General features: G+C 74.6%; 22 protein-coding genes and 1 pseudogene. 17 read left to right on the plus strand and 6 right to left on the minus strand.

The window, feature by feature from the left end:
- Positions 1 to 66 precede the first annotated feature (66 nt).
- Positions 67 to 903: a peptidoglycan-binding domain-containing protein gene (locus FGF04_RS12175; RefSeq protein ID WP_149511310.1), complete on the minus strand. Its 837-nt coding sequence runs from the start codon at positions 901 to 903 to the stop codon at positions 67 to 69.
- 188 nt (positions 904 to 1,091) lie between these two features.
- Positions 1,092 to 1,838: an SAM-dependent methyltransferase gene (locus FGF04_RS12180; protein ID WP_149511311.1), complete on the minus strand. Its 747-nt coding sequence runs from the start codon at positions 1,836 to 1,838 to the stop codon at positions 1,092 to 1,094.
- 239 nt (positions 1,839 to 2,077) lie between these two features.
- On the opposite strand from FGF04_RS12180, the gene FGF04_RS12185 reads away from it, so the two are divergent.
- The 10 genes and pseudogenes from FGF04_RS12185 to FGF04_RS12230 form a co-directional block, all read left to right on the plus strand.
- A complete protein-coding gene (locus FGF04_RS12185) occupies positions 2,078 to 3,334 on the plus strand; it encodes an ATP-grasp domain-containing protein (protein WP_149511312.1) in 1,257 nt (418 codons plus the stop codon).
- The gene (locus FGF04_RS12190) at positions 3,331 to 4,209 is read left to right on the plus strand and encodes a Rossmann-like domain-containing protein (RefSeq protein WP_149511313.1); all 879 of its coding nucleotides are present in this window, start codon (positions 3,331 to 3,333) and stop codon (positions 4,207 to 4,209) included. Before FGF04_RS12185 ends, FGF04_RS12190 begins: the two co-directional genes overlap by 4 nt.
- Positions 4,206 to 5,339 (plus strand): PLP-dependent cysteine synthase family protein, encoded by a 1,134-nt coding sequence (locus FGF04_RS12195; RefSeq protein WP_149511314.1) that lies wholly within the window; start codon positions 4,206 to 4,208, stop codon positions 5,337 to 5,339. The genes FGF04_RS12190 and FGF04_RS12195 overlap by 4 nt, the downstream gene beginning before the upstream one ends.
- Complete coding sequence (locus FGF04_RS12200; RefSeq protein ID WP_149511315.1) at positions 5,336 to 6,457, plus strand: dipeptide epimerase; 1,122 nt, start codon at positions 5,336 to 5,338, stop codon at positions 6,455 to 6,457. The genes FGF04_RS12195 and FGF04_RS12200 overlap by 4 nt, the downstream gene beginning before the upstream one ends.
- A complete protein-coding gene (locus tag FGF04_RS12205; protein WP_149511316.1) occupies positions 6,454 to 7,686 on the plus strand; it encodes an MFS transporter in 1,233 nt (410 codons plus the stop codon). The genes FGF04_RS12200 and FGF04_RS12205 overlap by 4 nt, the downstream gene beginning before the upstream one ends.
- Complete coding sequence (locus tag FGF04_RS12210; RefSeq protein WP_149511317.1) at positions 7,683 to 8,507, plus strand: class I SAM-dependent DNA methyltransferase; 825 nt, start codon at positions 7,683 to 7,685, stop codon at positions 8,505 to 8,507. Before FGF04_RS12205 ends, FGF04_RS12210 begins: the two co-directional genes overlap by 4 nt.
- Positions 8,508 to 8,561: 54 nt before the next feature.
- Positions 8,562 to 10,139: an ABC transporter substrate-binding protein gene (locus FGF04_RS12215; protein WP_149511318.1), complete on the plus strand. Its 1,578-nt coding sequence runs from the start codon at positions 8,562 to 8,564 to the stop codon at positions 10,137 to 10,139.
- Complete coding sequence (locus FGF04_RS12220; protein ID WP_149511319.1) at positions 10,136 to 11,089, plus strand: ABC transporter permease; 954 nt, start codon at positions 10,136 to 10,138, stop codon at positions 11,087 to 11,089. The genes FGF04_RS12215 and FGF04_RS12220 overlap by 4 nt, the downstream gene beginning before the upstream one ends.
- Positions 11,086 to 11,946: an ABC transporter permease gene (locus FGF04_RS12225; protein ID WP_408055609.1), complete on the plus strand. Its 861-nt coding sequence runs from the start codon at positions 11,086 to 11,088 to the stop codon at positions 11,944 to 11,946. The genes FGF04_RS12220 and FGF04_RS12225 overlap by 4 nt, the downstream gene beginning before the upstream one ends.
- Positions 11,943 to 13,217 (plus strand): annotated as a pseudogene (locus FGF04_RS12230) (ABC transporter ATP-binding protein); the annotation flags it as partial. The gene FGF04_RS12225 and the pseudogene FGF04_RS12230, both read left to right, overlap by 4 nt.
- Positions 13,218 to 13,433: 216 nt before the next feature.
- Here the strand turns inward: FGF04_RS12230 and FGF04_RS12235 are convergent.
- A complete protein-coding gene (locus FGF04_RS12235) occupies positions 13,434 to 14,207 on the minus strand; it encodes an SDR family NAD(P)-dependent oxidoreductase (protein WP_149511320.1) in 774 nt (257 codons plus the stop codon).
- A 94-nt stretch (positions 14,208 to 14,301) separates the two neighbouring features.
- On the opposite strand from FGF04_RS12235, the gene FGF04_RS12240 reads away from it, so the two are divergent.
- The 3 genes from FGF04_RS12240 (at position 14,302) to FGF04_RS12250 (ending at position 16,470) form a co-directional block, all read left to right on the plus strand.
- Positions 14,302 to 14,910, plus strand: a complete 609-nt coding sequence (locus FGF04_RS12240) for a TetR/AcrR family transcriptional regulator (protein WP_149511321.1) — start codon at positions 14,302 to 14,304, stop codon at positions 14,908 to 14,910.
- 233 nt (positions 14,911 to 15,143) lie between these two features.
- Complete coding sequence (locus FGF04_RS12245; RefSeq protein ID WP_223146377.1) at positions 15,144 to 15,614, plus strand: GNAT family N-acetyltransferase; 471 nt, start codon at positions 15,144 to 15,146, stop codon at positions 15,612 to 15,614.
- Between the two features lie 232 nt (positions 15,615 to 15,846).
- Positions 15,847 to 16,470 carry a hypothetical protein gene (locus FGF04_RS12250; protein ID WP_149511322.1) on the plus strand — a complete coding sequence of 208 codons (624 nt, stop codon included), beginning with the start codon at positions 15,847 to 15,849 and terminating at the stop codon, positions 16,468 to 16,470.
- 33 nt (positions 16,471 to 16,503) lie between these two features.
- Here FGF04_RS12250 and FGF04_RS40020 read toward each other — a convergent pair whose 3' ends face one another.
- Positions 16,504 to 16,680: a hypothetical protein gene (locus FGF04_RS40020; RefSeq protein ID WP_188114057.1), complete on the minus strand. Its 177-nt coding sequence runs from the start codon at positions 16,678 to 16,680 to the stop codon at positions 16,504 to 16,506.
- Positions 16,681 to 17,016: 336 nt separating this feature from the next.
- On the opposite strand from FGF04_RS40020, the gene FGF04_RS12255 reads away from it, so the two are divergent.
- The gene (locus tag FGF04_RS12255; protein ID WP_235882296.1) at positions 17,017 to 18,300 is read left to right on the plus strand and encodes an SMI1/KNR4 family protein; all 1,284 of its coding nucleotides are present in this window, start codon (positions 17,017 to 17,019) and stop codon (positions 18,298 to 18,300) included.
- A gap of 140 nt (positions 18,301 to 18,440) precedes the next feature.
- Here FGF04_RS12255 and FGF04_RS12260 read toward each other — a convergent pair whose 3' ends face one another.
- Complete coding sequence (locus FGF04_RS12260) at positions 18,441 to 19,175, minus strand: SDR family oxidoreductase (RefSeq protein ID WP_149511324.1); 735 nt, start codon at positions 19,173 to 19,175, stop codon at positions 18,441 to 18,443.
- A gap of 150 nt (positions 19,176 to 19,325) precedes the next feature.
- On the opposite strand from FGF04_RS12260, the gene FGF04_RS12265 reads away from it, so the two are divergent.
- From FGF04_RS12265 to FGF04_RS12275, 3 genes are all read left to right on the plus strand, one after another.
- Positions 19,326 to 19,898 carry a TetR/AcrR family transcriptional regulator gene (locus FGF04_RS12265; protein ID WP_149511325.1) on the plus strand — a complete coding sequence of 191 codons (573 nt, stop codon included), beginning with the start codon at positions 19,326 to 19,328 and terminating at the stop codon, positions 19,896 to 19,898.
- 180 nt (positions 19,899 to 20,078) lie between these two features.
- The gene (locus FGF04_RS12270) at positions 20,079 to 20,873 is read left to right on the plus strand and encodes an SDR family oxidoreductase (RefSeq protein ID WP_149511326.1); all 795 of its coding nucleotides are present in this window, start codon (positions 20,079 to 20,081) and stop codon (positions 20,871 to 20,873) included.
- 185 nt (positions 20,874 to 21,058) lie between these two features.
- A complete protein-coding gene (locus FGF04_RS12275; protein WP_149511327.1) occupies positions 21,059 to 21,748 on the plus strand; it encodes a hypothetical protein in 690 nt (229 codons plus the stop codon).
- Between the two features lie 15 nt (positions 21,749 to 21,763).
- Here the strand turns inward: FGF04_RS12275 and FGF04_RS12280 are convergent.
- The coding region (locus FGF04_RS12280) for a helix-turn-helix domain-containing protein (RefSeq protein ID WP_149511328.1) at positions 21,764 to 22,009 on the minus strand (246 nt) is incomplete at its 5' end.

Here is a 22,009-nt window from a genome sequence, read left to right on the forward strand (position 1 = left end):
GACCGGGCCCCGGCAGGCGGTTTCCGGGCACGCCGGATGCACCGGTCGGACCGGTCCTGCGGTACGTCAGGCTCCGGGCGCCGGGGCCGCGCCGGGTGCCGTGCGGGACTCCAGGTCCAGGCGGGKGTCGTTGCCGTACACGCCCGTCTCGTCGCCCCGGATGCCGTACCAGAGCTGGAAGCGGGCGACCGCCGCCCTCAGCGTGGCGTCGTACACACCGTCGGGCGTGCCCTGGTCGTACACGTTCGGGATACGCCGCAGCCGTTGCTGCAGGTCGCTCACCGCGGGCCCGCGGTCGCCCTCGCGCAGGGTGCCGGGGCCGTCCGGGTCGCCGCCCTGCGGCGCGGGGACGGACGCGGACGGCGCGGKCGACGCGGCCGGGGGCGGCGCGTCCGCGGCGTCCGCGGCGCCCCGGTCCCAGGTGAGCAGGAGAGCCCCGCCGAACCCCGCCAGCGCGGCGGCCACGGCGGCCGCGCCCAGCGCCGTACGGCGCACCAGGTCGTCGGTGCGGCCGTGCGCCGGTCCGCGCCCGGCCGGACGGCTCCTGCGCGGCACCGGCCGGGCGCCGGCCGTGTCCCCGGCGCCGTCCCAGCTCTCGCCCCCGCTGCCGCCTACGTTCCCGGCTCCGTTCGCGCCCCCGTTCCCGGCTCCGTTCGCGCCTTCGGCGACCGGCGGCAGCTCCTGGGTGTCGTCCTCCGCCGGTCCGGGCGGGGTGGCGCTCGCCGCCTCCACGACGGTGACGACCTCGTACTCGTCGTCCGGGTCGCGTTCCCGCCGGCCCTCCTTCTCCTGCACCTGCCGCAACAGGTCCGCCAGCGACCCCGGCTGCCTGCGGCGCAGAACGTGGGTCGGCTCCAGGGCCGGACGACGCGACGGCTCCTGCGGGTCGGACGGTGTCGACAACCTGCTCTCCCTCCGGGCGCTGCTGAGAAGGGCGCTACCGAGAAGGGATACGGGAGGCTCCGCCCGGCGGTTCAACGGCGCGGCCCCGAACAGGTGCGCGACACCGCGCCCGGCGCACCGGACCGGCGGGTCGGACCGGCGGGCAGGACAGGTGGATCGGACCGGCGGGACGACCCGGCGGGCGCCCGTCAGCGGTTCATCAGCGCGAAGACGCCCCACCCCAGGTACTCCCGCTGGTAGCGGACATGCCGCAGGGGCGCGGCCGTGAGCTCCGCGCGCAGCTCGCCGGCCAGTTCGTCGTCGGGGTGGGCGTCGAGCCAGCGCCGGGTGGCGAGCCACTGCGCGGCCGCGTACCGGTCCCAGCTGTCCTGGTCGGCCAGGACCATCTCGACCACGTCGCAGTCCAGTTCGCCGAAGTGCGCGACCAGCTCCGGGAGCGGGCGGAAGTCGTCCCTGGAGGTGGCGTGGCAGCCCTCGACGGTGGCCCGGTCCTCGGGTTCGCGCCGCCAGTACGGCTCGCCGACGAGCATGATCCCGCCGGGGGCCAGGCTCTGGCGCAGGAGCTCGACCGTGCCCGCCMCCCCGCCGCCGATCCAGGTGGCGCCGACGCACGCGGCGATGCCGACGGGCTCGTCGGCGACGTGGCCCGACGCGTCGCCGTGCCGGAAGGCGACCCGGTCGGCGACGCCGAGTTCCACGGCGCGGGCCCGCGCCTTCGTCAGGAACACGGTGCTGATGTCCACCCCCGTGCCGGTCACCCCGTGGTCGCGCGCCCAGGTGCACAGCATCTCACCGCTACCGCAGGCGAGGTCGAGCACACGGGTCCCGGGCGCCGGGCCGATCGCCCGGCCCAGGGTCGCCAGCTTCTCGGCGGTGAACGGGTTGTGGATGCGGTGTCCGCCTTCGCGGACGGTGAAGCTGCGGGGCAGGTCCACTGCGGGGATTCCTTCGGTCCGAGGGAGTGGTGGTGCGGGCCGGAACGCGCCCTTCGTTGTACGCGCCCGGACCCGGGTCCTGTCCACCGGTTTTTGCCGCGGCGGCAACAAMCCCGCCGCACCGAGTGACAATGAAAATGATTGTCGATAGCGTGTGCGTCGGTCACGGCCGCCACACCCCTCCGCGGGGTGCCACCGGCGTGCCCTGGCACTGAACCGAATGGCGCGGAAGGGGAGTTGTGGCTCATCTGTTGGTGGTCGAGAGCTGGGTCGGATCGATGAGCAGACTGCTGCCACGGGCCGTCCGGGAGGGCGGGCACGAGTTCACCTTCCTCACCCGGGACCTGCACCACTACCTGCGCTCCGCCCCGGAGGGCACGTCCCATCCCCTGCTCGCGGCCCGCAACGTGCTGACCGCCGAGACGAATGACCTGGACTCCCTGCTCCCCACGGTGGAGCGGCTGCACGGAGCGCTCGGCTTCGACGCGGTGGTGACGTCCTGCGACTACTACCTGCCCACCGTGGCGCGGATCGCCGCCCGGCTGGGGCTCCCCGGGCCGACGCCCGGATCCGTCGAGGACGCCTGCCGCAAGGACCGCACCCGGCGCGTGCTCGGCGAGGCGGGCGTCCCCGGACCCCGGTTCGCCGTCTGCGCCGACCGGGCCGCGGCCGGGGAGGCCGCGCGCGAGCTGGGCTTCCCGCTGGTGGTCAAGCCCGTCGACCTCTGCGCGGGCATGTACGTGCGGCGCGTGGACGACGAGCGTCAACTCGCCGACGCCTGCCGGGCGATCGCGGACTTTCCGCGCAACGCCCGGGGGCAGGTGCGGGCGTCCGCGCTGCTCCTCGAAGAACTCCTCGACGGCCCCGAGGTCAGCGTGGAGACCGTGTCGTTCGGCGGTACGACGCAGGTGGTGGGGGTGACCGACAAGAGCCTCGGCGGGGCCCCGGCCTTCGTCGAGACCGGCCACATGTTCCCCGCCGCCCTCGCCCCGGACGACGCGCAGGCCGCCCGGGACACCGCGGTGCGGGCGGTCGGGGCGCTCGGTCTCGACTCCGTCGTGGCCCACACCGAGATCAGGCTGACCGCCGCCGGGCCCCGCGTCGTCGAGGTCAACCCGCGCCCGGCCGGCAACCGCATCACCGAGCTGATCCGGCACGTCACCGGCATCGACCTGGCCGCCGTCTGCGTGGACGTGGCCCTCGGCCGCGCCCCCGACCTGCGGCGGCGCGAGACCGGACTGCGCAGCGCGGCCGTCGGCTTCCTCGTGCCGGACACCGCGGGGACGCTGGAGTCGATCGAGGGCGCGGACCGGGTGCGCGCCGAACCGCCCGTGCTGGAGGCCCAGTTCGCCGAGCCGGGCCGCACGGTGAAGGCGGCCGGCAGCAACAACGAGTACCTCGGGCACGTGATGGCGGGCGACGCCGAGGGGCTCGGCGCGCGGGCCCGCGTCGAGACGCTGCTCTCCGGGCTGCGACCGCGGGTGTCCGCCCGATGAGGGCCGGGACCGGCGCACAGCGCCCCACCGCGGCCCCGGACGGAGGCAGCGCGGAGCCCTGCCCGCTCTCGTACGACGGTCTCGTCCAACAGGTGCGGGCCGCCGAACTCGGTCCGGACCCGCGGACCCTGCGCATCGCGGTGGCGTTCACCACCAGCCAGGCGGTACGGCACGACGGGCGCCGCGGCGGCTACCGCAACGAGGTGCTCAGTCTGCGCCTGGACCGGGCGGTCGGCTCGTGCGCGGTGGAGCCCGGCGCGCTGCCGGCCGGCGCGGTCGACGACTGCGCCGGGGCGGACGTCGCGCGCCTGCTGGAGCACCCGCTCCCCGCGGTGCGCGTCGCGGCGCTGGACGCCTATCTGATGCACGTGCGCCCGCACACCCCGGAGAACGGCGCCCTCCCCCGGCCGCTGCCCGCCGGGAGCTCCCTGGAGAAGTCCCGGGCGCGGGCCCGGGCCGTCGCCGGCCTGCTGAACCTCGCGCCGGGACGGACCGTCCTGGTCGTCGGCGTCGTCAACTCGCTGCTGGAGGCGCTGCGTGCGCGCGGTCTCGCGTACATACCGTGCGACCTCAAGGGCGGTACGACGGAGTGGGGCGAGCACGTGGTCACCGACGCCCTCGCCGCACTCGACCGCTGCGACGCCGTGCTGGCCTCCGGGATGACCCTGGGCAACGGGACCTTCGAGCCGCTGCGGGAGCACGCCCTGCGCACCGGACGGCAGTTGGTGATGTTCGCGCAGACCGGCAGCGCCGTGCTGCCGCGGTTCCTCGGCTCCGGCGTCAGCGCGGTGTGCGCGGAGCCCTACCCCTTCTTCTGGCTGGACGGCGGCCCGGGCACCGTCCACCGCTACGGCCGTACGGGAGCCGCGCTGTGACCACGACCGTGCTGCGCCCCCGCGCCGCCAACCCCGAGCTGCTCTCCCTGCTCGGCCGCACCCCGCTGGCCCGGGTGACCACCGACCTGCCGTACCCGCAGCCCGGCTTCTGGGCCAAGCTGGAGGGCCTCGCCGCGGGCGGGATGAAGGCCAGGGCGGCGGTGTCCATGCTGCTCGGCGCCCGCGAGCGGGGCGAACTGCTGCCCGGCGCACCGGTGGTGGAGTCCACCTCCGGGACGCTCGGCATCGGTCTCGCCTTCGCCGGGCAGGCGCTGGGCCACCCCATCGTGCTCGTCGGCGACACCGAACTCGAACTGTCCATGCGGCAGTTGCTGCGCACGTACGGGGCTCGGCTCGAACTCGTCGACCGGCCGGCCGGCACGGGCGGCTGGCAGGCGGCCCGGCTGGCGCGGCTGCGCGAGCTGCTGGGCACCCTGCCGGACGCCTACTGGCCCGACCAGTACAACAACCCCGACAACATCGCCGGTTACGCCTCGCTGGCCGCCGAACTCGCCTCGCAGCTGGACCACCTGGACGTGCTGGTGTGCAGCGTCGGCACGGGCGGGCACAGCGCCGGGATCGCCGGGCCGCTGCGCAGGCACTGGCCCCGGCTGCGGCTGATCGGCGTGGACGCCACCGGCTCCACCATCTTCGGGCAGCCCGCCAGACCCCGGCTGATGCGCGGTCTGGGCAGCAGCATCCATCCGCGCAACGTGGCCTACGAGGCCTTCGACGAGGTGCACTGGGTCGGTCCGGCCGAGGCGGCGGACGCCTGCCGGCGCCTGGCCCGCGGCAGTTTCGTCAGCGGCGGCTGGAGCACGGGCGCGGTCGCGCTGGTCTCCGCGTGGGCGGCCCGCGTCCACCCCGGCGCCGTGGTCGCCACGGTCTTCCCCGACGGACCGCACCGCTACCTCGGCACGGTCTACGACGACGACTTCGCCGCGGCCCACGGTCTCGACCCGGCCGGCGCCGCCACCCGTCCCGTCGAGATCCCGCACGCCCGCGCCGTCGAGGCCACCGGCTGGGCCCGCTGCACCACGGTGACCGACCCGGTGACCGATCCGGTGCCGGACCCGGCCGCCGGGCTCCCGGTCCCCGGCACCCCGCACCCCCTGGAAGGGAGCCCGTGAAGGCCACCCTGCGCACCGTGCGGCTCACGCTCGCCGAGCCGCTGCGCATCTCCCGTTCGACCACAGCCGCCCGCGACGCCGTCTGGCTGACCGTCGGGCACGAGGGCCTGTACGGCCACGGCGAGGCCGTCACCAGCGTCTACTACGGCCTCGACACCGGCACGCTGGAACGGCTGCTGCACGCGTGCGGCCGCGACCTGGCCCGCTTCCCGGACCCCGAGAGCGCCCTGCACGAACACTCCGCGGACGCGCATCCCGCAGCCGGGTACGCCACGGACGAGCATCCTCCCGCGGTGCGGGCGGCCGTCGAGTCGGCGCTCCTGGACCTGTGCGGCAAACGGGCCGGGGTACCCGTCCACCGGCTGCTCGGCGCGGCGCATGCCCCCAGCGCGCGCACCGCCCGCACCATCGGCATCGTCCCGGCCGCGCACGCCGCCGCACAGGCACGGGCCCTGGCGGACGCCGGATTCGCCCTCCTCAAGGTCAAGGCCGGCGCCCCGGACCCCGAGGACGACATCGAGCGCGTACGCGCCGTGCGCTCCGCCGCGCCCGGTGCCCGGATCCTGCTCGACCCCAACGGCGCCTGGACCCCCGCACAGGCCCGTCCGCTCATGGACCGGTACGCCGAGCTGGGCGTCGAGGCGGTCGAGCAGCCCGTCGCCCCCGGTGATCCGGAGGCCCTGGCCCGGCTCGCCGAGGACGCGCCGCTGCCCGTGATCGCCGACGAGGACGCGGTCGGCATCGACGACGTACGGCGGCTCGCGGGCCGCGTGCAGGGGGTGAACGTCAAGCTCGCCAAGTGCGGCGGGCCCCACGCGGCACTGCGCATCGCCGGACTGCTCGCGGGCAGCGGCACCGATCTGATGCTGGGCTGCCTCACCGCCAGCACGCTCGGCCTCGCGCCCGCCGTGCACCTGGCCGACCGGGCCCGCTGGGCCGACCTGGACGGGCACCTGCTGCTCGCCGACGACCCGTGGACCGGGATCGGCGGCGCCGACGGCGTCGTCCGCGCGGGCGCCCTGCCCGGGCTCGGCGTACGCGAGAAGCACGACGCACACGGGATGCACGACGGGTCCGGCGCACCCGCGCCGCGTACGGGAGAGGCGGGCGGACCGTGAGGACACTCCACGAGATACGCACGTTCCCGCCCGCGATCCGGCTCCTGCTGATCAACCAGTTCGGGGTCAACACCGGCTTCTACCTGCTCATCCCCTATCTGGCCGTGCACCTGGGCGAGGACCTGGGCATGTCGGCGGCCGTCGTCGGGATCGTGCTCGGGGTGCGCAACCTCAGCCAGCAGGGGCTGTTCCTCATCGGCGGCTCGGCCGCGGACCGGCTCGGGGCGCGCGGGGTCGTCATCACCGGCTGCGCCGTACGCACGGTCGGCTTCGCGCTGTTCGCGCTCGGCGACGGACTCGCGGTGCTGCTGGCCGCCTCCGTGCTCAGCGGGCTCGCCGGGGCGCTGTTCAACCCGGCCGTGCGGACCTACCTCGCGCAGGAGGCGGGCGGGCGCAAGGCCGAGGCGTTCGCGCTGTTCAACGTCTTCGCGACCACCGGGGCGCTGGTCGGGCCGCTGCTCGGCAGCGTGCTGCTGCTCGTCGACTTCCGGGCCTCCGCGCTCACCGCCGCCGGGATCTTCGCCCTGCTCACCGTGGCCCAGGCACTGGTGCTGCCGGCCCGGCCGGTCCCGCCGAGCACGGGCGGAGTGCTCGCGGACTGGCGCGAGGTGGTCGGCAACCGCGCGTTCCTCGCCTTCTCGCTCGCCATGGTCGGCATGTTCACCCTGGAGAACCAGCTGTACCTGCTGCTGCCCGACGGCGTCCGCCGCGCCACCGGCTGGGACGGCGCGGCCGGGCTCGTCTTCCTGGTCGGGACGCTCGCCAACCTCGCGCTGCAACTGCGGCTCACCCGGGCCCTGAAGGAGCACCGCGCGCGGGCCGTCGGCGCCGGCCTGGCCCTGATGGGGCTCGCCTTCCTGCCGCCGATGCTGGTGTCGGGGGCCGCCCCGCACCTGTGGCACGCCGTGCCCGTGCTGGCGGGCGTCCTGCTCCTGTACGTCGGGATCATGGTCGCGCAGCCCTTCGTGATGGAGCTGGTCCCCGGGTTCGGCAGACCGGAGCTGACCGGCACGTACTTCGGGATCTTCTACATGGTCTCCGGCATCGCCGCGGCCGTGGGCAACACGGTCGTGGGCTGGGCGATGGACGCCGGGGACGAGCGCGGCACGGCCTGGCTGCCCTGGGCCTTCTGCGTGCTCTGCGGTCTGGCGTCGGCGGCCGGGGTCACCTGGCTGCGCCGCCTGGGAGCCCTTCCCGCGCGCGCCGTGACGGTGGGGGCGGTGGCATGACGAGCGGCAACCTGCTGACCGACCATCCGGAGCTGTACGAGGCCAGGTTCCCCGACCCCGGACGGCTGGCCGGGCGGTGGACCGAGGACCGCCTGCGCCGGTACGGGGCCGGTCCCGCCGTCCTCGACCTGGGCTGCGGGACCGGCCGGGACGCGGCGCACCTGCACGCGGCGGGCCGTCGCGTGGTCGGCGCCGACCTCTCCGAGGCGATGCTGGCGTACGCCCGCGTCCACCACCCGGGCCCGCGGTACGTGCGCGCCGATCTGCGGGACTTCTCCCTCGCCCCTGGACCCGGACCCGGGAGCGGGAGCGGGTCCGGAGCCGGGGCGTCCTTCGACGCGGTGGTGTGCCTGGACAGCGCTCTCCTGTACTGCCACACCAACGACGAGCTGGACGGCTTCCTGGCCTCCTGCCGCCGCAGCCTGGCCCCCGGCGGGCTCCTGGTCGCGGAGATGCGCAACGGCGCCTACTTCCTCGGCCGCAACGACCTGCTGGACACGCCCAGGTACAACGCCCTTTCCTGGCAGGGGACTTCGTACCGTTCGATGACCACGCTGCGCGTCGACCGCACCGCCCAGCTCCTGCGCCGTACCCGCGTCTGGACCGCCGACGACGGCTCGGCCCCCGTCGAACAGCACTCGGCCTGGCGGCTGCTCCTGCCCCAGGAGCTGCGCCACTTCCTCGCCTCGCACGGCTTCACCGTGCTGGAACTGCACGACGGGCCGGGACCGCGCACCGAACCACCGTGGCAGGAGGGCGCCCTGTCCACCGGCTCGGCCGACGCCGACCGGCTGCACGTGGTGGCCCGCCTCGCCGGCTGACCCGGGCCCTTCCCTCCCCACGACTCCGCCCCMCCTCACAGCAAGGACATGCTCATGCAGGACTCACCCGGCCTCCGTCGCAGAGGCCTCCTCGCGGCCGCCTCCGGCATCGGCGCGCTCGCCCTCGTCGGCTGCGGCGGCGGCCCGGACGGCCAGGACGACCGCGGTTCCGGCGACGGCGACGGCAAACCCCGGCGCGGCGGACGGCTGCGGGCCGCCTTCGCGGGCGGCGGGGCGAGCGAGACGCTCGATCCGCACCTGGCCAACCTGTTCGCCGACGTGGCCCGCGCCAAGGCGCTCTTCGACAAGCTCGCCGACTACGGGGACGACCTCTCCGCCCGGCCCCGCCTCGCCACCGGCTGGGAGCCGAACGCGGGCCTCGACCGCTGGAAGGTCACCCTGCGCGAGGCGGAGTTCCACGACGGGAAGGCCGTCACCGCCGAGGACGTGCTGTTCAGCTACCGCCGGATCGCCGACCCCGGCAAGGCGTTCCGCGCCAAGGCCTCCCTCGAACCGATCGACCTGGCGGCGAGCCGGGCCGTCGACGGGCGGACCGTGGAGTTCGTCCTCAAGCGGCCGACCGCGGAATTCCCCAACGTGCTGGCCGCGTTCGGCGCGTACATCGTGCCGGACGGCACGTCCGACGCCGACTTCGACGGGAAGCCGGTCGGCTCGGGCCCCTTCCGCTTCGTGTCGTTCGCGCCGGGCCGCTCGGCGGTCTTCCGCCGCAACGACGCCTACTGGGACGGCGCCCCGTACCTCGACGAGCTGGAGTTCGTCGTCGCCAACGAGGAGTCCGCGCGGGTGAACGCGCTGTTGGGCGGACAGGTCGAGTACGCCCACGAGCTCAACCCGACGACCGCGCGCGCCCACGAGGGCAAAGGCCGGATAGAGATCGTGCGGCTGCGCAACAGCGCCATGCAGGCCTTCGCGATGAAGACCGACCGGGCGCCCTTCGACGACGCGCGGGTCCGGGAGGCGTTCTTCCTCATCGCCGACCGCCAGGAGCTGGTCGACGGGGCGCTGTCCGGTGCGGGCGTGGTCGGCAACGACCTCTTCGGCAAGGGGTACGAGTACTACGCCGGCACGCTGCCCCAGCGCGAGCAGGACCTCGGCCGGGCCCGCTCCCTGCTGAAGGCGGCGGGCGCGGAGAAGCTGGAGGTCACCCTGGACACCTCGGCGGTCGCGGCCGGGTTCACCGAGGCGGCGAGCATCTTCCGGGACCAGGCGGCGAAGGCCGGCGTCACCGTGAAGGTGCGGATGGGCAGCAAGGACTCGTACTGGGCCGACATCCTCGACTCCGGCACCCTGTGCTGCTACCGCTCCGGGGCCATGCCCATCGAGGCGCACATCTCGCAGCGCCTCCTCACCGACTCCACCACCAACGCCACCAAGTGGCACCACAAGGACTTCGACGCGCTGTACCGGCAGGCGCAGGCCACGAAGGACGACAAGGAGCGCGCAGCCGTCTTCGCGCGGATGCAGCGCCGGCTGTACGCGGAGGGCGGCTTCCTGGTGTGGGGGTTCGCCGACTGGATCATCGCAACGGCCGGGAACGTCAAGGGGGTCGAGGACCAGGCGCCCGCGAACACGCTGGACTGGGCGCGGTTCGACAAGGTCTGGCTGGCGTGAGCGGACTCGGTTCGTGGGCCGCCCGGCGGCTGCTGCTCGGTGGCGCGCAGACCGCGGCCGTGGTGCTGCTGGTCTTCGCGCTCACCGAGGCGCTGCCGGGCGACGCAGCGGTGGCCCTCGCCGGGGACCAGCCCGACCCGGCGCGGATCGCCGCCGTCCGCGAGGCCATGGAGCTGGACCGGCCCGCGCACGAACGGCTGGCGGACTGGGCCGGCGGGCTGCTGCACGCGGACTTCGGCACCTCCCTGGTCTCCGGGCGGCCCGTCGGCGCGTACCTCTCGGACGCCTTCGGCCCGACCCTCCTGCTCGCCTCGCTCACCGTGGTGCTGCTGGTGCCGGCCGGGGTCGGGCTCGGGGTGCTGGCCGCGCGCTTCGAGGGGCGGCCCGTGGACCGGCTGGTCAGTGCGGTGACCCTCGGGGTGTACGCGGTACCGGAGTTCGCGCTCGGGGTGCTGCTGGTGACGGTGTTCGCGCTGCGGCTCGGCTGGCTGCCGCCGACGGCGGTCGGCTACGGCACGGACCTGCTCGGGCACCCGGCCGCGCTCGTCCTGCCGGTGCTCGTCCTGCTGTCCCGTCCGGTCTGCTCGCTGTGCCGGCTGGTGCGCGCCTCGATGATCGACGCGCTCGCCTCGCCGTACGTCGCGCAGGCCCGGCGGTACGGCGTCGCGGGCGCCCGGGTGCGGTACGCGCACGCCCTGCCGAACGCGGTCGCGCCCGCGGCCCAGCAACTGGCCCGGACGGTCGACTGGCTGCTGTGCGGAGTGATCGTCGTGGAGGCCCTGTTCGTGATCCCCGGCCTGGGGACCGTGCTGATGAACGCCGTGGCCGAACGGGACGTGCCGGTGGTGCAGGGACTCGCGGTCGTCTTCGGAGTGGTCACGGTGGTCCTGAACCTGGGGGCCGACCTGGTCGCCCACCGGTTCGCGCCCCGGGCGGAGGTGGCCGCGTGAAGGGGCCCGGCGAGGGGGTGGCGCCGGGGCGGTTCGTGCTCGGGGCCGTCCTGGTGTGCGTGCCGCTGGTGCTCGCGCTGTGCGGGCCGTGGTTCGCGGGCGCGCCCGGGCCGCGGGCCGCCTCGTTCACGCTCGGCGACGGGCACCTGCTGGGCACGGACTTCGTGGGACGTGACGTGGGGCGGCAGGTGCTGCTCGGCGGCCGGCCCGTGGTGGTGGTCGCGGTCACGGCGACGGCACTGGCGTACCTGGTGGCACTGCCCGTCGGGCTGATCGGCGCGCTGACGCACCGCAGGTGGCTGGAGGACGCGCTGATGCGTCCCCTGGACGTGCTGCTGGCCGTGCCGTCCCTGCTGATGATCCTGCTGGTGGCCACGGTGTTCTCCCCCGGCCCGGCCGGCCTCGCGCTGCTGGTGGCGCTCGTGAACGTCCCGGACGCGGCGCGGATCGTGCGGGCCGCCGCGGCGGACGTGGCGGCCCGGCCCGCGGTGGAGGCGCTGCGGATGCAGGGCGAGTCGTGGTGGCGCGTCGCCGTGGGCCACGTCGGGCGGTCGATCCTGCGGCCGCTCGCCGCCGACGCGGGCGTGCGGCTGACCGGTGTCCTGTACCTGGTGGCCACGGCCGCGTTCCTGGGCATCGGGGTGGCGCCGGACGCGGCCGACTGGGCGGTGATGGTGGACCGCAACCGGACGGGGCTGTTCGTGCAGCCCTGGGCCGTGGTCGTCCCGGCGCTGCTGATCGTGGCGCTCACCATGGGGTGCAACCTGCTCTGCGACGCGGCCCTGACCCGCACCCGCGTACCTGTTCACGCCGACGTCCGCGGGGTCGGCACCAGGATGGAGGAGCGGCGCCCATGAGCGGTCCGACGGCGGTCGCGGAGATCGACGGGCTGACGGTGGAGGTCGGCGGCCGGCGCATCGTCGACGGGGTGAGCCTGCGGGTCCTGCCCGGGCGGGTGACCGCGCTGGTCGGGACCTCCGGCAGCGGGAAGACGACCACGGGGCGCGCGCTGCTGGGCGAGTTCCCGGCGGGCGCGCGCGTCGGCGGATCCGTACGCGTGGCGGAGGCACGGGTCGGCTACGTCCCGCAGCACCCGGCCGAGGTGCTCAACCCCGCGCGGCGGGTGGGCGCGCTGCTGCACGACATCGCGCGGGAGCAGGTGCGCGGGCTGCCGCGCCCGCGGCGGCGCGGGGCGGCCCGGGAGCGGGTCCTGCACGCCCTGGCGTCGGCTCAACTGCCGGAAGGCGAAGCGCTGTTGCGGCGCTTCCCGCACCAGCTCTCGGGCGGGCAGCAGCAGCGGGTGGTGCTCGCGCAGGCCCTGCTGCTCGGGGCGCGGGTCGTCGTCGCGGACGAGCCCACCACCGGGCAGGACGCGCTCACCAGGCGCCGGGTCGTCGGCGAGCTGGCGGCGGTCGCCGCGCGCGGGATCGGGGTCGTCCTGCTCAGCCACGACCTGGCGACGGTCCGCGCCCTGGCCGACGAGGTGCTGGTCATGCGCGACGGCCGGGTCGTGGAGTCCGGCCCCGCGGAACGGGTGTGGTCGGCCCCCTCGCACGCCTGGACACGCCGGCTCCTGTCCGGCACGCCCGCGCCGGTGAGGCGGGCTCCGGAGGGGCCGCGTCCCGACGCCGTCCTGCAGGTGCGGGGACTGCGGGCCCGCCACCGGCCCGGCACCGAGGTGCTGCGCGTGCCGGACCTCACCGTGCACCCCGGCGAGTGCCTCGCCGTCCTCGGCCGCTCGGGCAGCGGGAAGACGACCCTCGCCCGCTGCCTGGCCGGCCTGCACCGCACGTACGGGGGCGAGGTGCTGCTCGACGGGGCCGTGCTCCCCCGCAGCCTGCGCGACCGCGACCGCGGCCTGCTCGCCGCCGTGCAGTACGTCTTCCAGGACGCGCGCGCCTCCTTCGACGAGCACCGGCCGGTCCTGGACCAGGTGGCCCGGACGGCGGTGCGGCTGCGCGGGCTCCCGGCGGCGCGGGCGCGCGCCGAGGCGGCGGACGTGCTCGGCAGTCTCGGTCTCGCGGCCGGGTCGACGGCCCGCGCCCCGGCCCTGCTGTCCGGCGGCGAGCTCCAGCGGGCCGCGCTCGCCCGGGCCCTGCTCGCCCGGCCGCGCGTGCTGGTGTGCGACGAGATCACCTCCGGCCTCGACACGGTCACCCGCCGGGACCTGCTGGACCTGCTCGCCGGGCTGCTCCGCGACCGCGGCGACCTGTCCCTCGTCCTCGTCACCCACGACCTGGACACGGCCCGGCTCGCGGACCGGATCGCGGTGCTGGACGCCGGGGAGGTGGTCGAGCAGGGGCCCGCCCGGGACGTCCTGACGGCGCCCGCCCATCCGTTCACCTCAGAGCTGGTTCTCCCCGCCGTCGACGTACAGGTTGGCGCCGAGGACGAAGCTGCTGCGGTCGGAGGCGAGGAACGCCACCGCCTCGGCGACCTCCTCGGCGCGCCCGATCCGGCCGAGCGGGACACCGGAGGCGAACTGTGACTTGGTGACGGAGCCGTCCCCCGTGGCGACCGCGGCGTCGAGCCCGGGGGTGTCGATGGTGCCCGGGGAGACCGCGTTGACGCGGATGCCGCGGTGCTTGAGCTCGTTCGCCCAGGTGCGGGCGAAGGAGCGGATCGCCGCCTTGGAGGCCGCGTACGTGCCGAAGGACGCGACACCGTCGTCGGCGCGCACCGAGGAGTTGAGGATGACCGACGCGCCGTCGTTGAGCAGCGGCAGCGCCTTCTGCACGGTGAGCAGCGTGCCCCGGACGTTGACGCCGAAGGTCGTGTCGAAGTGCTCCTCGGTGACCTCCTCCAGCGTCGCGAACGACGCGGCGGCGGCGTTGGCGAAGACCACGTCCAGGCCCCGGCCCCGGGCGCGGACCGCGTCGTACAGCCGGTCCAGGTCGGCCGGGTCGGAGATGTCGCCCGGCACGGCGGTGGCCCGCGCCGCGCCGATGGTCCGCACGGCCGCGTCCAGCTCGGCCTCGCGGCGGCCGGTGACGAACACGTGCGCGCCCTCGGCCGCCAGCCGGACGGCGGTGGCCAGGCCGATCCCGGTGCTGCCCCCGGTGACGACGGCGGTCCTGCCGTCGAGTTCCCCGCTCCGCGTCGCCACGTTCGTGATCATGTCCCGGCCTCCGGATATTTAAGTACCGATCGATACGGAATGAGGAAGGTAACACATCCGTACCGATCGATACCGAAGAGGTAGAGTGGGGCACATGGAGACGCGACGGAAGGCACCGGTCGGACGGCCGAGGGGCTTCGACACCGACGAGGCCCTGGAACGGGCCGTGCGGGTCTTCTGGGAACAGGGCTACGAGGGCGCGAGCCTCACCGACCTGACCGAGGCCATGGGCATCACCCGCACCAGCATGTACGCGGCCTTCGGCAACAAGGAGGACCTGTTCCGCAAGGCCCTGGAGCGCTACACCGAGGGACCCGCCTCGTACGGGGCCCGGGCCCTGCGGGAGCCGACCGCCCGGCAGGTCGCGGCCGCGTTCCTCAACGGCTCCGTGCGGGCCACCACCCGCCCCGGCTGCCCCTCCGGGTGCCTCGGCGTCCAGGGCGCCCTCGCCGCGGGCGAGCCGGGCCGCGCCGCCCGCGACACCCTGACGGCCTGGCGCGAGGAGGCGGTCGTCGCCCTGCGCGACCGGTTCCGGCGGGCCGTCGACGAGGGCGACCTGCCGCCCGGCTCGGACCCCGGGCTGCTCGCCCGCTACCTCATGACGGTGGGGAACGGCATCGCCGTCCAGGCCGCGGGCGGCGCCACCTGCGACGACCTGCAACTGGTGGCCGACATGGCGCTGCGGAACTGGCCGTCCGCCTGAGCGGACCGGCACCGGACGGGGAGGGCGCTCACGGGTGGAGGGGTCCCCCGTGAGTGCCCTCCCGGACTCCGGGCCGCGGCCGGCCGCCGGATGCGGCGACGGACGCGGCGACGGACAGGACACGGCGGCGGGCGCGCTTCGGTGCGAGCACGTTGGCACCCGGCCCCCGCCGCGTCAACGGTCCTTTCGCGTTGTCCCGCAGAAATACGACGCCCACGAGGACGGACACCACCGTGAACCTGCTCCCCTTCGACAGCAAGAGCGCGGCGACGGTGGCGGGTTGGGCCCGCTCCGCCACGGAGGCGGTGATGTGGTGCGGGGCACGGGAGTTCCCCGTGTCCGGGGAGACCGTCGCGGCCTGGCAGCACGAGCCGGACGTGACGGCCCGCGCCCTGATGGACGGTGAACGGCTGGTCGGGTACGGGGAGTTGTGGCTCGACATTGAGGAGGACGAGGTCGAGCTGGCGCGCGTCGTCGTGGCGCCGGAGGCCCGCGGGCGGGGCCTGGGACGCGCACTGGTGCGGGGCCTGCTCGCCGAGGCCCGGCTCACCGGGACGGCTGACGTGTTCATGCGCGTCCACCCGGACAACGCCGTCGCCCTGCGCTGCTACCGGGGCGCCGGCTTCGAGCCGGTCGACGCCGGGTCGGCCGGGGCGTGGAACGCCGGGCAGCCCGTCGCCTACGTCTGGCTGCGGGCGACCTGACGGCGGGGCCGGCCGGAAGGACCCGCGCCCGGCACAAGCCTGTGCGGGCCGCTCACGTGGACCGCCGCCCTCGCCGCGCCCTTCCCTGGCCCCCGGACCCCGGAACGTTGGTCCGGACGGGCGATCTCTGACGCTGTATCAGCGATGCGCCGCGTGGCGCGGCCGCACATGTGAAAGAGAGTCAGGTGCACGGCCAATTCGTACGACAATCATTCCGCTCGGAGGACCTCGTATGCCCGCGTCAGCGCTCTCCCGTTCCGCCGCCGTCCGCACCGGCGCCGCAGCCCTCACCACGGCCGCCCTCGCCGGTGCCGCCTTCCTCGCGGCGCCGGCCGCCCTCGCCGCCCCCGCCGACAGCGGTGACGTCAAGATCCACTCGGAGACGACGTCCCCCACCGACCCGCGCGACGAGACGAAGGTCTGCAAGTTCTACCTCGCCGCCTTCAACTTCCAGGGCGTCGGCGTCACGGGGATCACCTACCTCATCGAGCCGCAGCCCGCGACGGCGGCGGCCGCCGCCACCCCGCTCAACGGCACCCTCGCCCTCCCGACCGGCACCGGCTACACCGACACGCTGGCGCTGCCGGACGGCGACTACAAGCTCACCTGGAAGCCGGTCGGCGGCACCGGGGCGGGCAAGGAGAAGAAGTTCAAGGTCGACTGCAAGGCGGCCCCGGAGAACAAGCCCGACGCCAAGCCGCAGACCCCCAACGGCTCGGTCCCGGCGGGCGGCGGCGGCCTCGCCGAGGCGCCGACGGTCTCGGCGGTCGCGGCCGCCGGAGCGGTGGGCCTGGTCGGCGTCTCCGGCTTCGTCTACGTCCGGCAGCTGCGCCGCCGGACCGACGGTGCCGCGTAGGTACGCGCCCAGGCCCTGGTACCGCACGCGCGCCTACCGTCTGGCGAGAACGGCCTTGCTGGCGTTCTCGCTGGTGATGGGCGGCATCTGGTGGGCCGGCGACGACGGTCGGCCCGCCGGGCCGGCCGCCGCCCCGGCGTCGGTGTCCGGGGACGCGAAGGCGTCCCCGGGCCCGCCCGCCTCCTCGGCACCGGAGCCCCGGCGCGTCATGGACTGCTCCTCAGGTGCGGGGCGGGCTCCCACTATCGGGCCCGCCCGCGGCCGCGTTCATGAGTACGTGTACTCAGAGCGCCGCGTCGCACCGCCCGGGTCGTGGCGTGACGAGGACGCGGGACCGCTCCGGCTCGCTGCGCGGTGCGGTGCGGCGGGGTGCCGTGCCGGTGCCGGGGCGGTGCCGGTGGGTCGACGGCTCCGGCCGCGATGTCAGTGGGCGTCCCTAGCATGGGCGGTGCCGGGGGTGGTGGGCCGCGCGGGCCCAACAGGCCCGTGGCTTCGGCGCGTTCAGCGGCCGTACGGACATCGGACCATCAGGACGTCAGGAGTGCTGTGCGATCACGTTTCGGGGATTTCGCCGACGGCCCGGAAGCCGGGACGGCCGCGGAGCGGCTCAGGACCGTCGAGCAGTGGCGCTCCTACCTGGCCGAGTACGGTGCCGACGTTCTGCGGGTGTCGGCCGAGGGCGAGTTGCTCCACGTCAGCGACGAGCAGCGGGCCACCGGATGGCTGGGCCACGAGGGCGCGCACGAGCAGCGGATCGCGGCCGTGGAGGAGCGGCTCGGCACCCGGCTCCCGCCCAGCTACCGCTCGTTCCTGGGCGCCTCCGACGGCTGGTCGCACCCCGGCCCGTTCATGTACGAGATGCGCACCACCGGCACCCTCGACTGGCTCGACGACGATGACGCCGAGATGTACATGGACATGTACACGGACGCCTATGGCGATGAGGCGGACGAGACGGACGACGCGAGTGAGCACGTCAGGGCGCCCGTCCTGCTCGTCGCGGACGAGGGCGACGCCCAGGTGTGGCTGCTGGACTCCGGGGACGTGTCGCAGGACGGGGAGTGGGCCGCGTACACGTGGTCGAGCTGGCAGCCGGGGCTGAGCGAGCGGTACGGGTCCTTCGCCGAGCTGGTCGCGGCGGAGCGCGCCTCGTTCGAGCGGCTCAAGGGCTACGCAGGCAGCGCCGTCCATCCGGAGGGGGCCGAGCAGCTGGTGGCCGAGGGCCGCGCGCAGGCCCTGCGGGGCGAGGCCGAAAGGGCGGTGGCCACCTTCGGGCAGGCCGCCGTCAAGGGGTCGGGGGCCGGTGCCTACCTGGCCGTCGTGCTGGGCGCCTTCCTCGACCTGACCTACGCGCACCACGAGATCCGCAACGGCGTCCTCGCGCGTCCGCATGTCATCGAGGCGGTCGGTCTCGAACAGGTGCGTGCGGAGGCCGTGGCGCTGTATCTGCGTCGCACGGTGGAGGAGTACGGACCGAAAAAGGACTTCTCGTCGGTGCTCGTGCCGGAGCTGCGCATGTCCGAGGGCGGGCCCGTCGTCGACTGGATCCCCCACGCCGCCGCGTCCGCCCCGCCGGTGCTGCCCGAATCCCCCCTCTTCCAGGAGGCCTTGGACACGGCCCGGACGATTGCCCTGTCCGGCGCCCCCGGCGCCTGCGACGACGCCTGGGCCGTCATCGAGACCGCCCTGCCCCACTGGCACTGCGAGTCGCCGCACCGTATAGCCCCGGTCGTGCTCCTGACCGACCCGGCCTTCCGTGAGGTGGTCACCGCATCCCGGGCCCGTCTCCTCGTCACCACACCGCGGGGCGGGGCGCGCGAGCGGCACTGACCCGGCGGGGCGGCGGCCGGGCGGCTGGTCCCGCGGGCCGGTGGCGTGCCGCCGGCGGGGACGGTCCGCGAGGCCGGACCGGACCGGGCCGGATCAGGTGATGGCGGTAGGGACGGCTGTAGCGGGAGCGGCCGGGTGGGTCAGGCCTGGGCGGTGGGGCGGACGACGAGGTCTCCCACGTCGACCCCTTGGGGCTGCTCGATGGCGAAGGCGATGGCGCGGGCCACCGCGTCGGGCGAGAGTCCCATCTGCTCCATCTGCTCGACGATCCGCTCCCGCAGCGCGGGGAGCATGGGGTCCGCGAAGCCGGTGCGGACGAACCCCGGGGAGACGACGGTCACCCGCAGACTGTCCCCCGCCTCCTGCCGCAGCCCCTCGGAGACGGCGCGGACGGCGTTCTTCGTGCCGGCGTACACCGCCATGGAGGGGCTGATGCTCAGCCCCGCGACGGACGCCGTGTGGACGAAGTGCCCGAACCCCTGCTCGCGGAAGACGGGCAGCGCGGCCGCGATCCCGTACAGCACGCCCTTGAGGTTCACGTCGATCATCTCCTCCCAGTCCTCGACGCGCAGTTCGTCCAGCGGGGAGATCAGACCGACGCCCGCGTTGCTGACCAGGACGTCGAGCTTCCCGAAGCGCTCGCGCGCCACACGGACGAGGCCGACGAGATCCGCGCGTTGCTTCACATCCGTGCGGACCCAGGCCGCCCGGCCGCCGGCTTGCTCGATGCGGGCGGCCAGCGCCTCCAGGCGCTGCGTACGCCGTGCTCCCAGGACGACCGCGGCGCCCCGCTCGGCGAGCAGGAGCGCGGTCGCCTCGCCGATACCACCGCCCGCGCCGGTGATGGCCACGACCTTGCCCGCTATTTCCGACATGCTGAGGAGCCCCTTCGAACGGTGACGGCAGGACATGCGTGGAGACGGCCGTGCCCGTGCCCTAGAATCTAAGTGGAGGCGTCGCCACTTAGAACACCGTAAGTGGCGACGCCTCCACTTGGCAAACCGCGCTACCGGAAGGTCCCCCCGATGCCCCGCGATCCGCACCGTCCGCTACGGGCCGACGCCCAGCGCAACCGGGACAAGATCCTGACCGCCGCCGTGCGTGTCTTCACCGAGGAGGGACTGGACGCCCACTACGAGCGCATCGCCCGGGAAGCGGGCGTCGGCAGCGGCACCCTCTACCGCAACTTCCCCACGCGCGAGGCCCTCGTCGAGGCGGCCTACCGCAGCGAGCTGGCCCGGCTGTGCGAGGCGGTGCCCGGCCTGCTGGCCACCCTGCCGCCGCACGAGGCGCTGCGCGCATGGACGCGGCACTTCATGGACTACGTCACGGCCAAGTTCGGCATGGCCGACGCCCTGCAGGCCGTCGTCGCCGCGGGCAGCGACCCGTACAACGAGAGCCACCAGATGATCCAGGCCGCCCTCACCTCGCTCATGGAGGCGGGCACCGCGGCCGGTGAGATCCGCTCCGACGTCAGCCCGGCCGACCTGTTCGCCGCCCTCACCGGCATCGCCCTCATCTCGGCCGGACCCGAGCGGCGCGATCAGGCCGAACGCCTCATCGACCTCACCCTGGACGGACTGCGCGCCACCCGCTGACCGGCACGGACGTCCCCGGCGGGCCCGCCCTGCAAGGCATGCAACTCACCATCCGCGCCGCTTGCTTGGAGTGCACGCCAGGGCCCTAGCGTGGCGGGCATGCCGGTTTCGATGCGCCGACACATCGATACATCGATGCGTCGACGCGTCGCCCCCCACGGTCCATGAGGAAGACGACACGTGACAGACAACCGATTCACACCGCACGCAGAACTCTTCGAACTGCGCGGCAAGCGGGCGCTCGTCACCGGCGGCACCCGGGGCATCGGGATGATGATCGCGCGTGGCCTGCTGCAGGCGGGCGCCCGCGTGGTCGTCAGCTCGCGCAGCGAAGAAGCGTGCGCCCGGGCGCAGGAAGAGCTGTCCGCGTTCGGTGAGGTGCGGGCCGTCCCCGCCGACCTGTCGCGCCACGACGAGTGCCGGCGGCTGGCCGACCTGGTCACCGCCGGATCGGAGCGTGTGGACATCCTCGTCAACAACGCGGGCGCGCTGTGGGACGAGCCGCTCGCGACGTTCCCGGACGCGGCCTGGGACACGGTCCTCGACCTCAATCTGAAGTCGCCGTTCTGGCTGGTCCAGGCGCTGCTGCCCGCACTGCGCAAGGCGGGTACCGCCGACGATCCCGCGCGGATCATCAACATCGGCAGCATCGCCGCTATCCACATCCCCCAGCGGCCCAACTACTCCTACTCCAGCAGCAAGGCCGCGCTGCATCAGCTCACCCGCGTGCTCGCCAAGGAACTGGGACCCCAGCACGTCACCGTGAACGCCGTGGCGCCGGGGCCGTTCCCCTCGGCGATGATGGCCGCGACCCTCGACGAGTTCGGCGAGGCGATCGCGGCGTCGGCCCCGCTGCGCCGCATCGGCCGCGACGACGACATGGCGGGCGTCGCCGTGTTCCTGGCCGGCCGGGCAGGCGCGTACCTGACGGGCACCGTGATCCCCGTCGACGGCGGCATCGCCACGACCGCATAGGCCACCCGAAGGGGGTGGCACGAGGCTGTCCTCGGTCCCGGCGCGGCGGCCGGAGCGGGCGGTGTGCGTAGAACTACGTAATCGGTTACGCAATTGCGCTGCGTGCAGCCGTGTGGTGGGTGCGCGGGGCTGCGGCGTGTGTGACTCTGTGGCCGGCAGCGGTCTCGACGCGGGCAAGGTAACTCATGCGAAGTGCACGGAAGTTGCTCGTCACGGCGGCTGCCGCGACGGCGGCGCTGGTCGCCCTCCCGGGGTGTTCGGGCGGCGAACCGGCCAAGGACGAGCCGGCCGCCCGGTCCTCGCCCTCCGAGCTCGCCCGGTACACGGCCGCCCCCGGCACGGCCGGCGCGACGCAGAGCCCGGCGGCGAAGGCGTCGGCGCAGTGTGTGAAGACGGCGGGCATGAACGCCGAGCGGCTCACCGCCTACCTCAAGGAACTGCGCGGTGCCAGCGGCGCCTACCAGTCCCAGGGACTGACCCTGAACTCCGAGGGCCTGAACTTCGCCCCGGACGCCACCCAGCGGCCCTGCACGGCGATCGAGGTGAAGCTCACCCGCTACTGGGTCGACCTCAAGCAGATCAGGGAGGAGACCCCCGTCAGCGCGGCCCGCTTCGAGTACACGTACACGCTGATCGACGTCACGTCCCACAAGGTCGGCCCGCGCAACGGCAGCGTGCCCGATTCCGCACCGCCGGGGGGCTCCGACTGCCAGGGCTCGCTGTCGGTGGTCCACGTCGGCGACGACATCACGCTGCGGTCGCTGCCGTCCGACCTGGAGCTGTCCGACACGACGACCCCGGTCCCGGTCGAGGTGAGCGCGGACGGTGTGCTGTCCGCGGTCTACGTCTCGCCGTCCGGCGTGGTGTCCTGCTGAGCGGCGCCGGTGCGCTCAGGCGGGGTCCGGCGCCCCGGTCGTCGTGTCGCGCAGCTCCGACCTGGTCTGCAGGACGGCGAGGGCGGCTCGTGAGGTGACGCCGGTCTTGCGGTAGATGCGGCCGAGATGGGACTCGACCGTGCGGGGGCTGAGGAAGAGGCGGGCGGCGATGGCCGGGGTGGTCAGGCCGGCGGCGACCAGGGAGGCGATCTCGCGTTCACGGGCGGACAGAGCCGCCAGCGGGGACTCGGCCGCAGGCCG

This window comes from Streptomyces apricus (assembly GCF_008369065.1).
Classification (GTDB): domain Bacteria; phylum Actinomycetota; class Actinomycetes; order Streptomycetales; family Streptomycetaceae; genus Streptomyces; species Streptomyces apricus.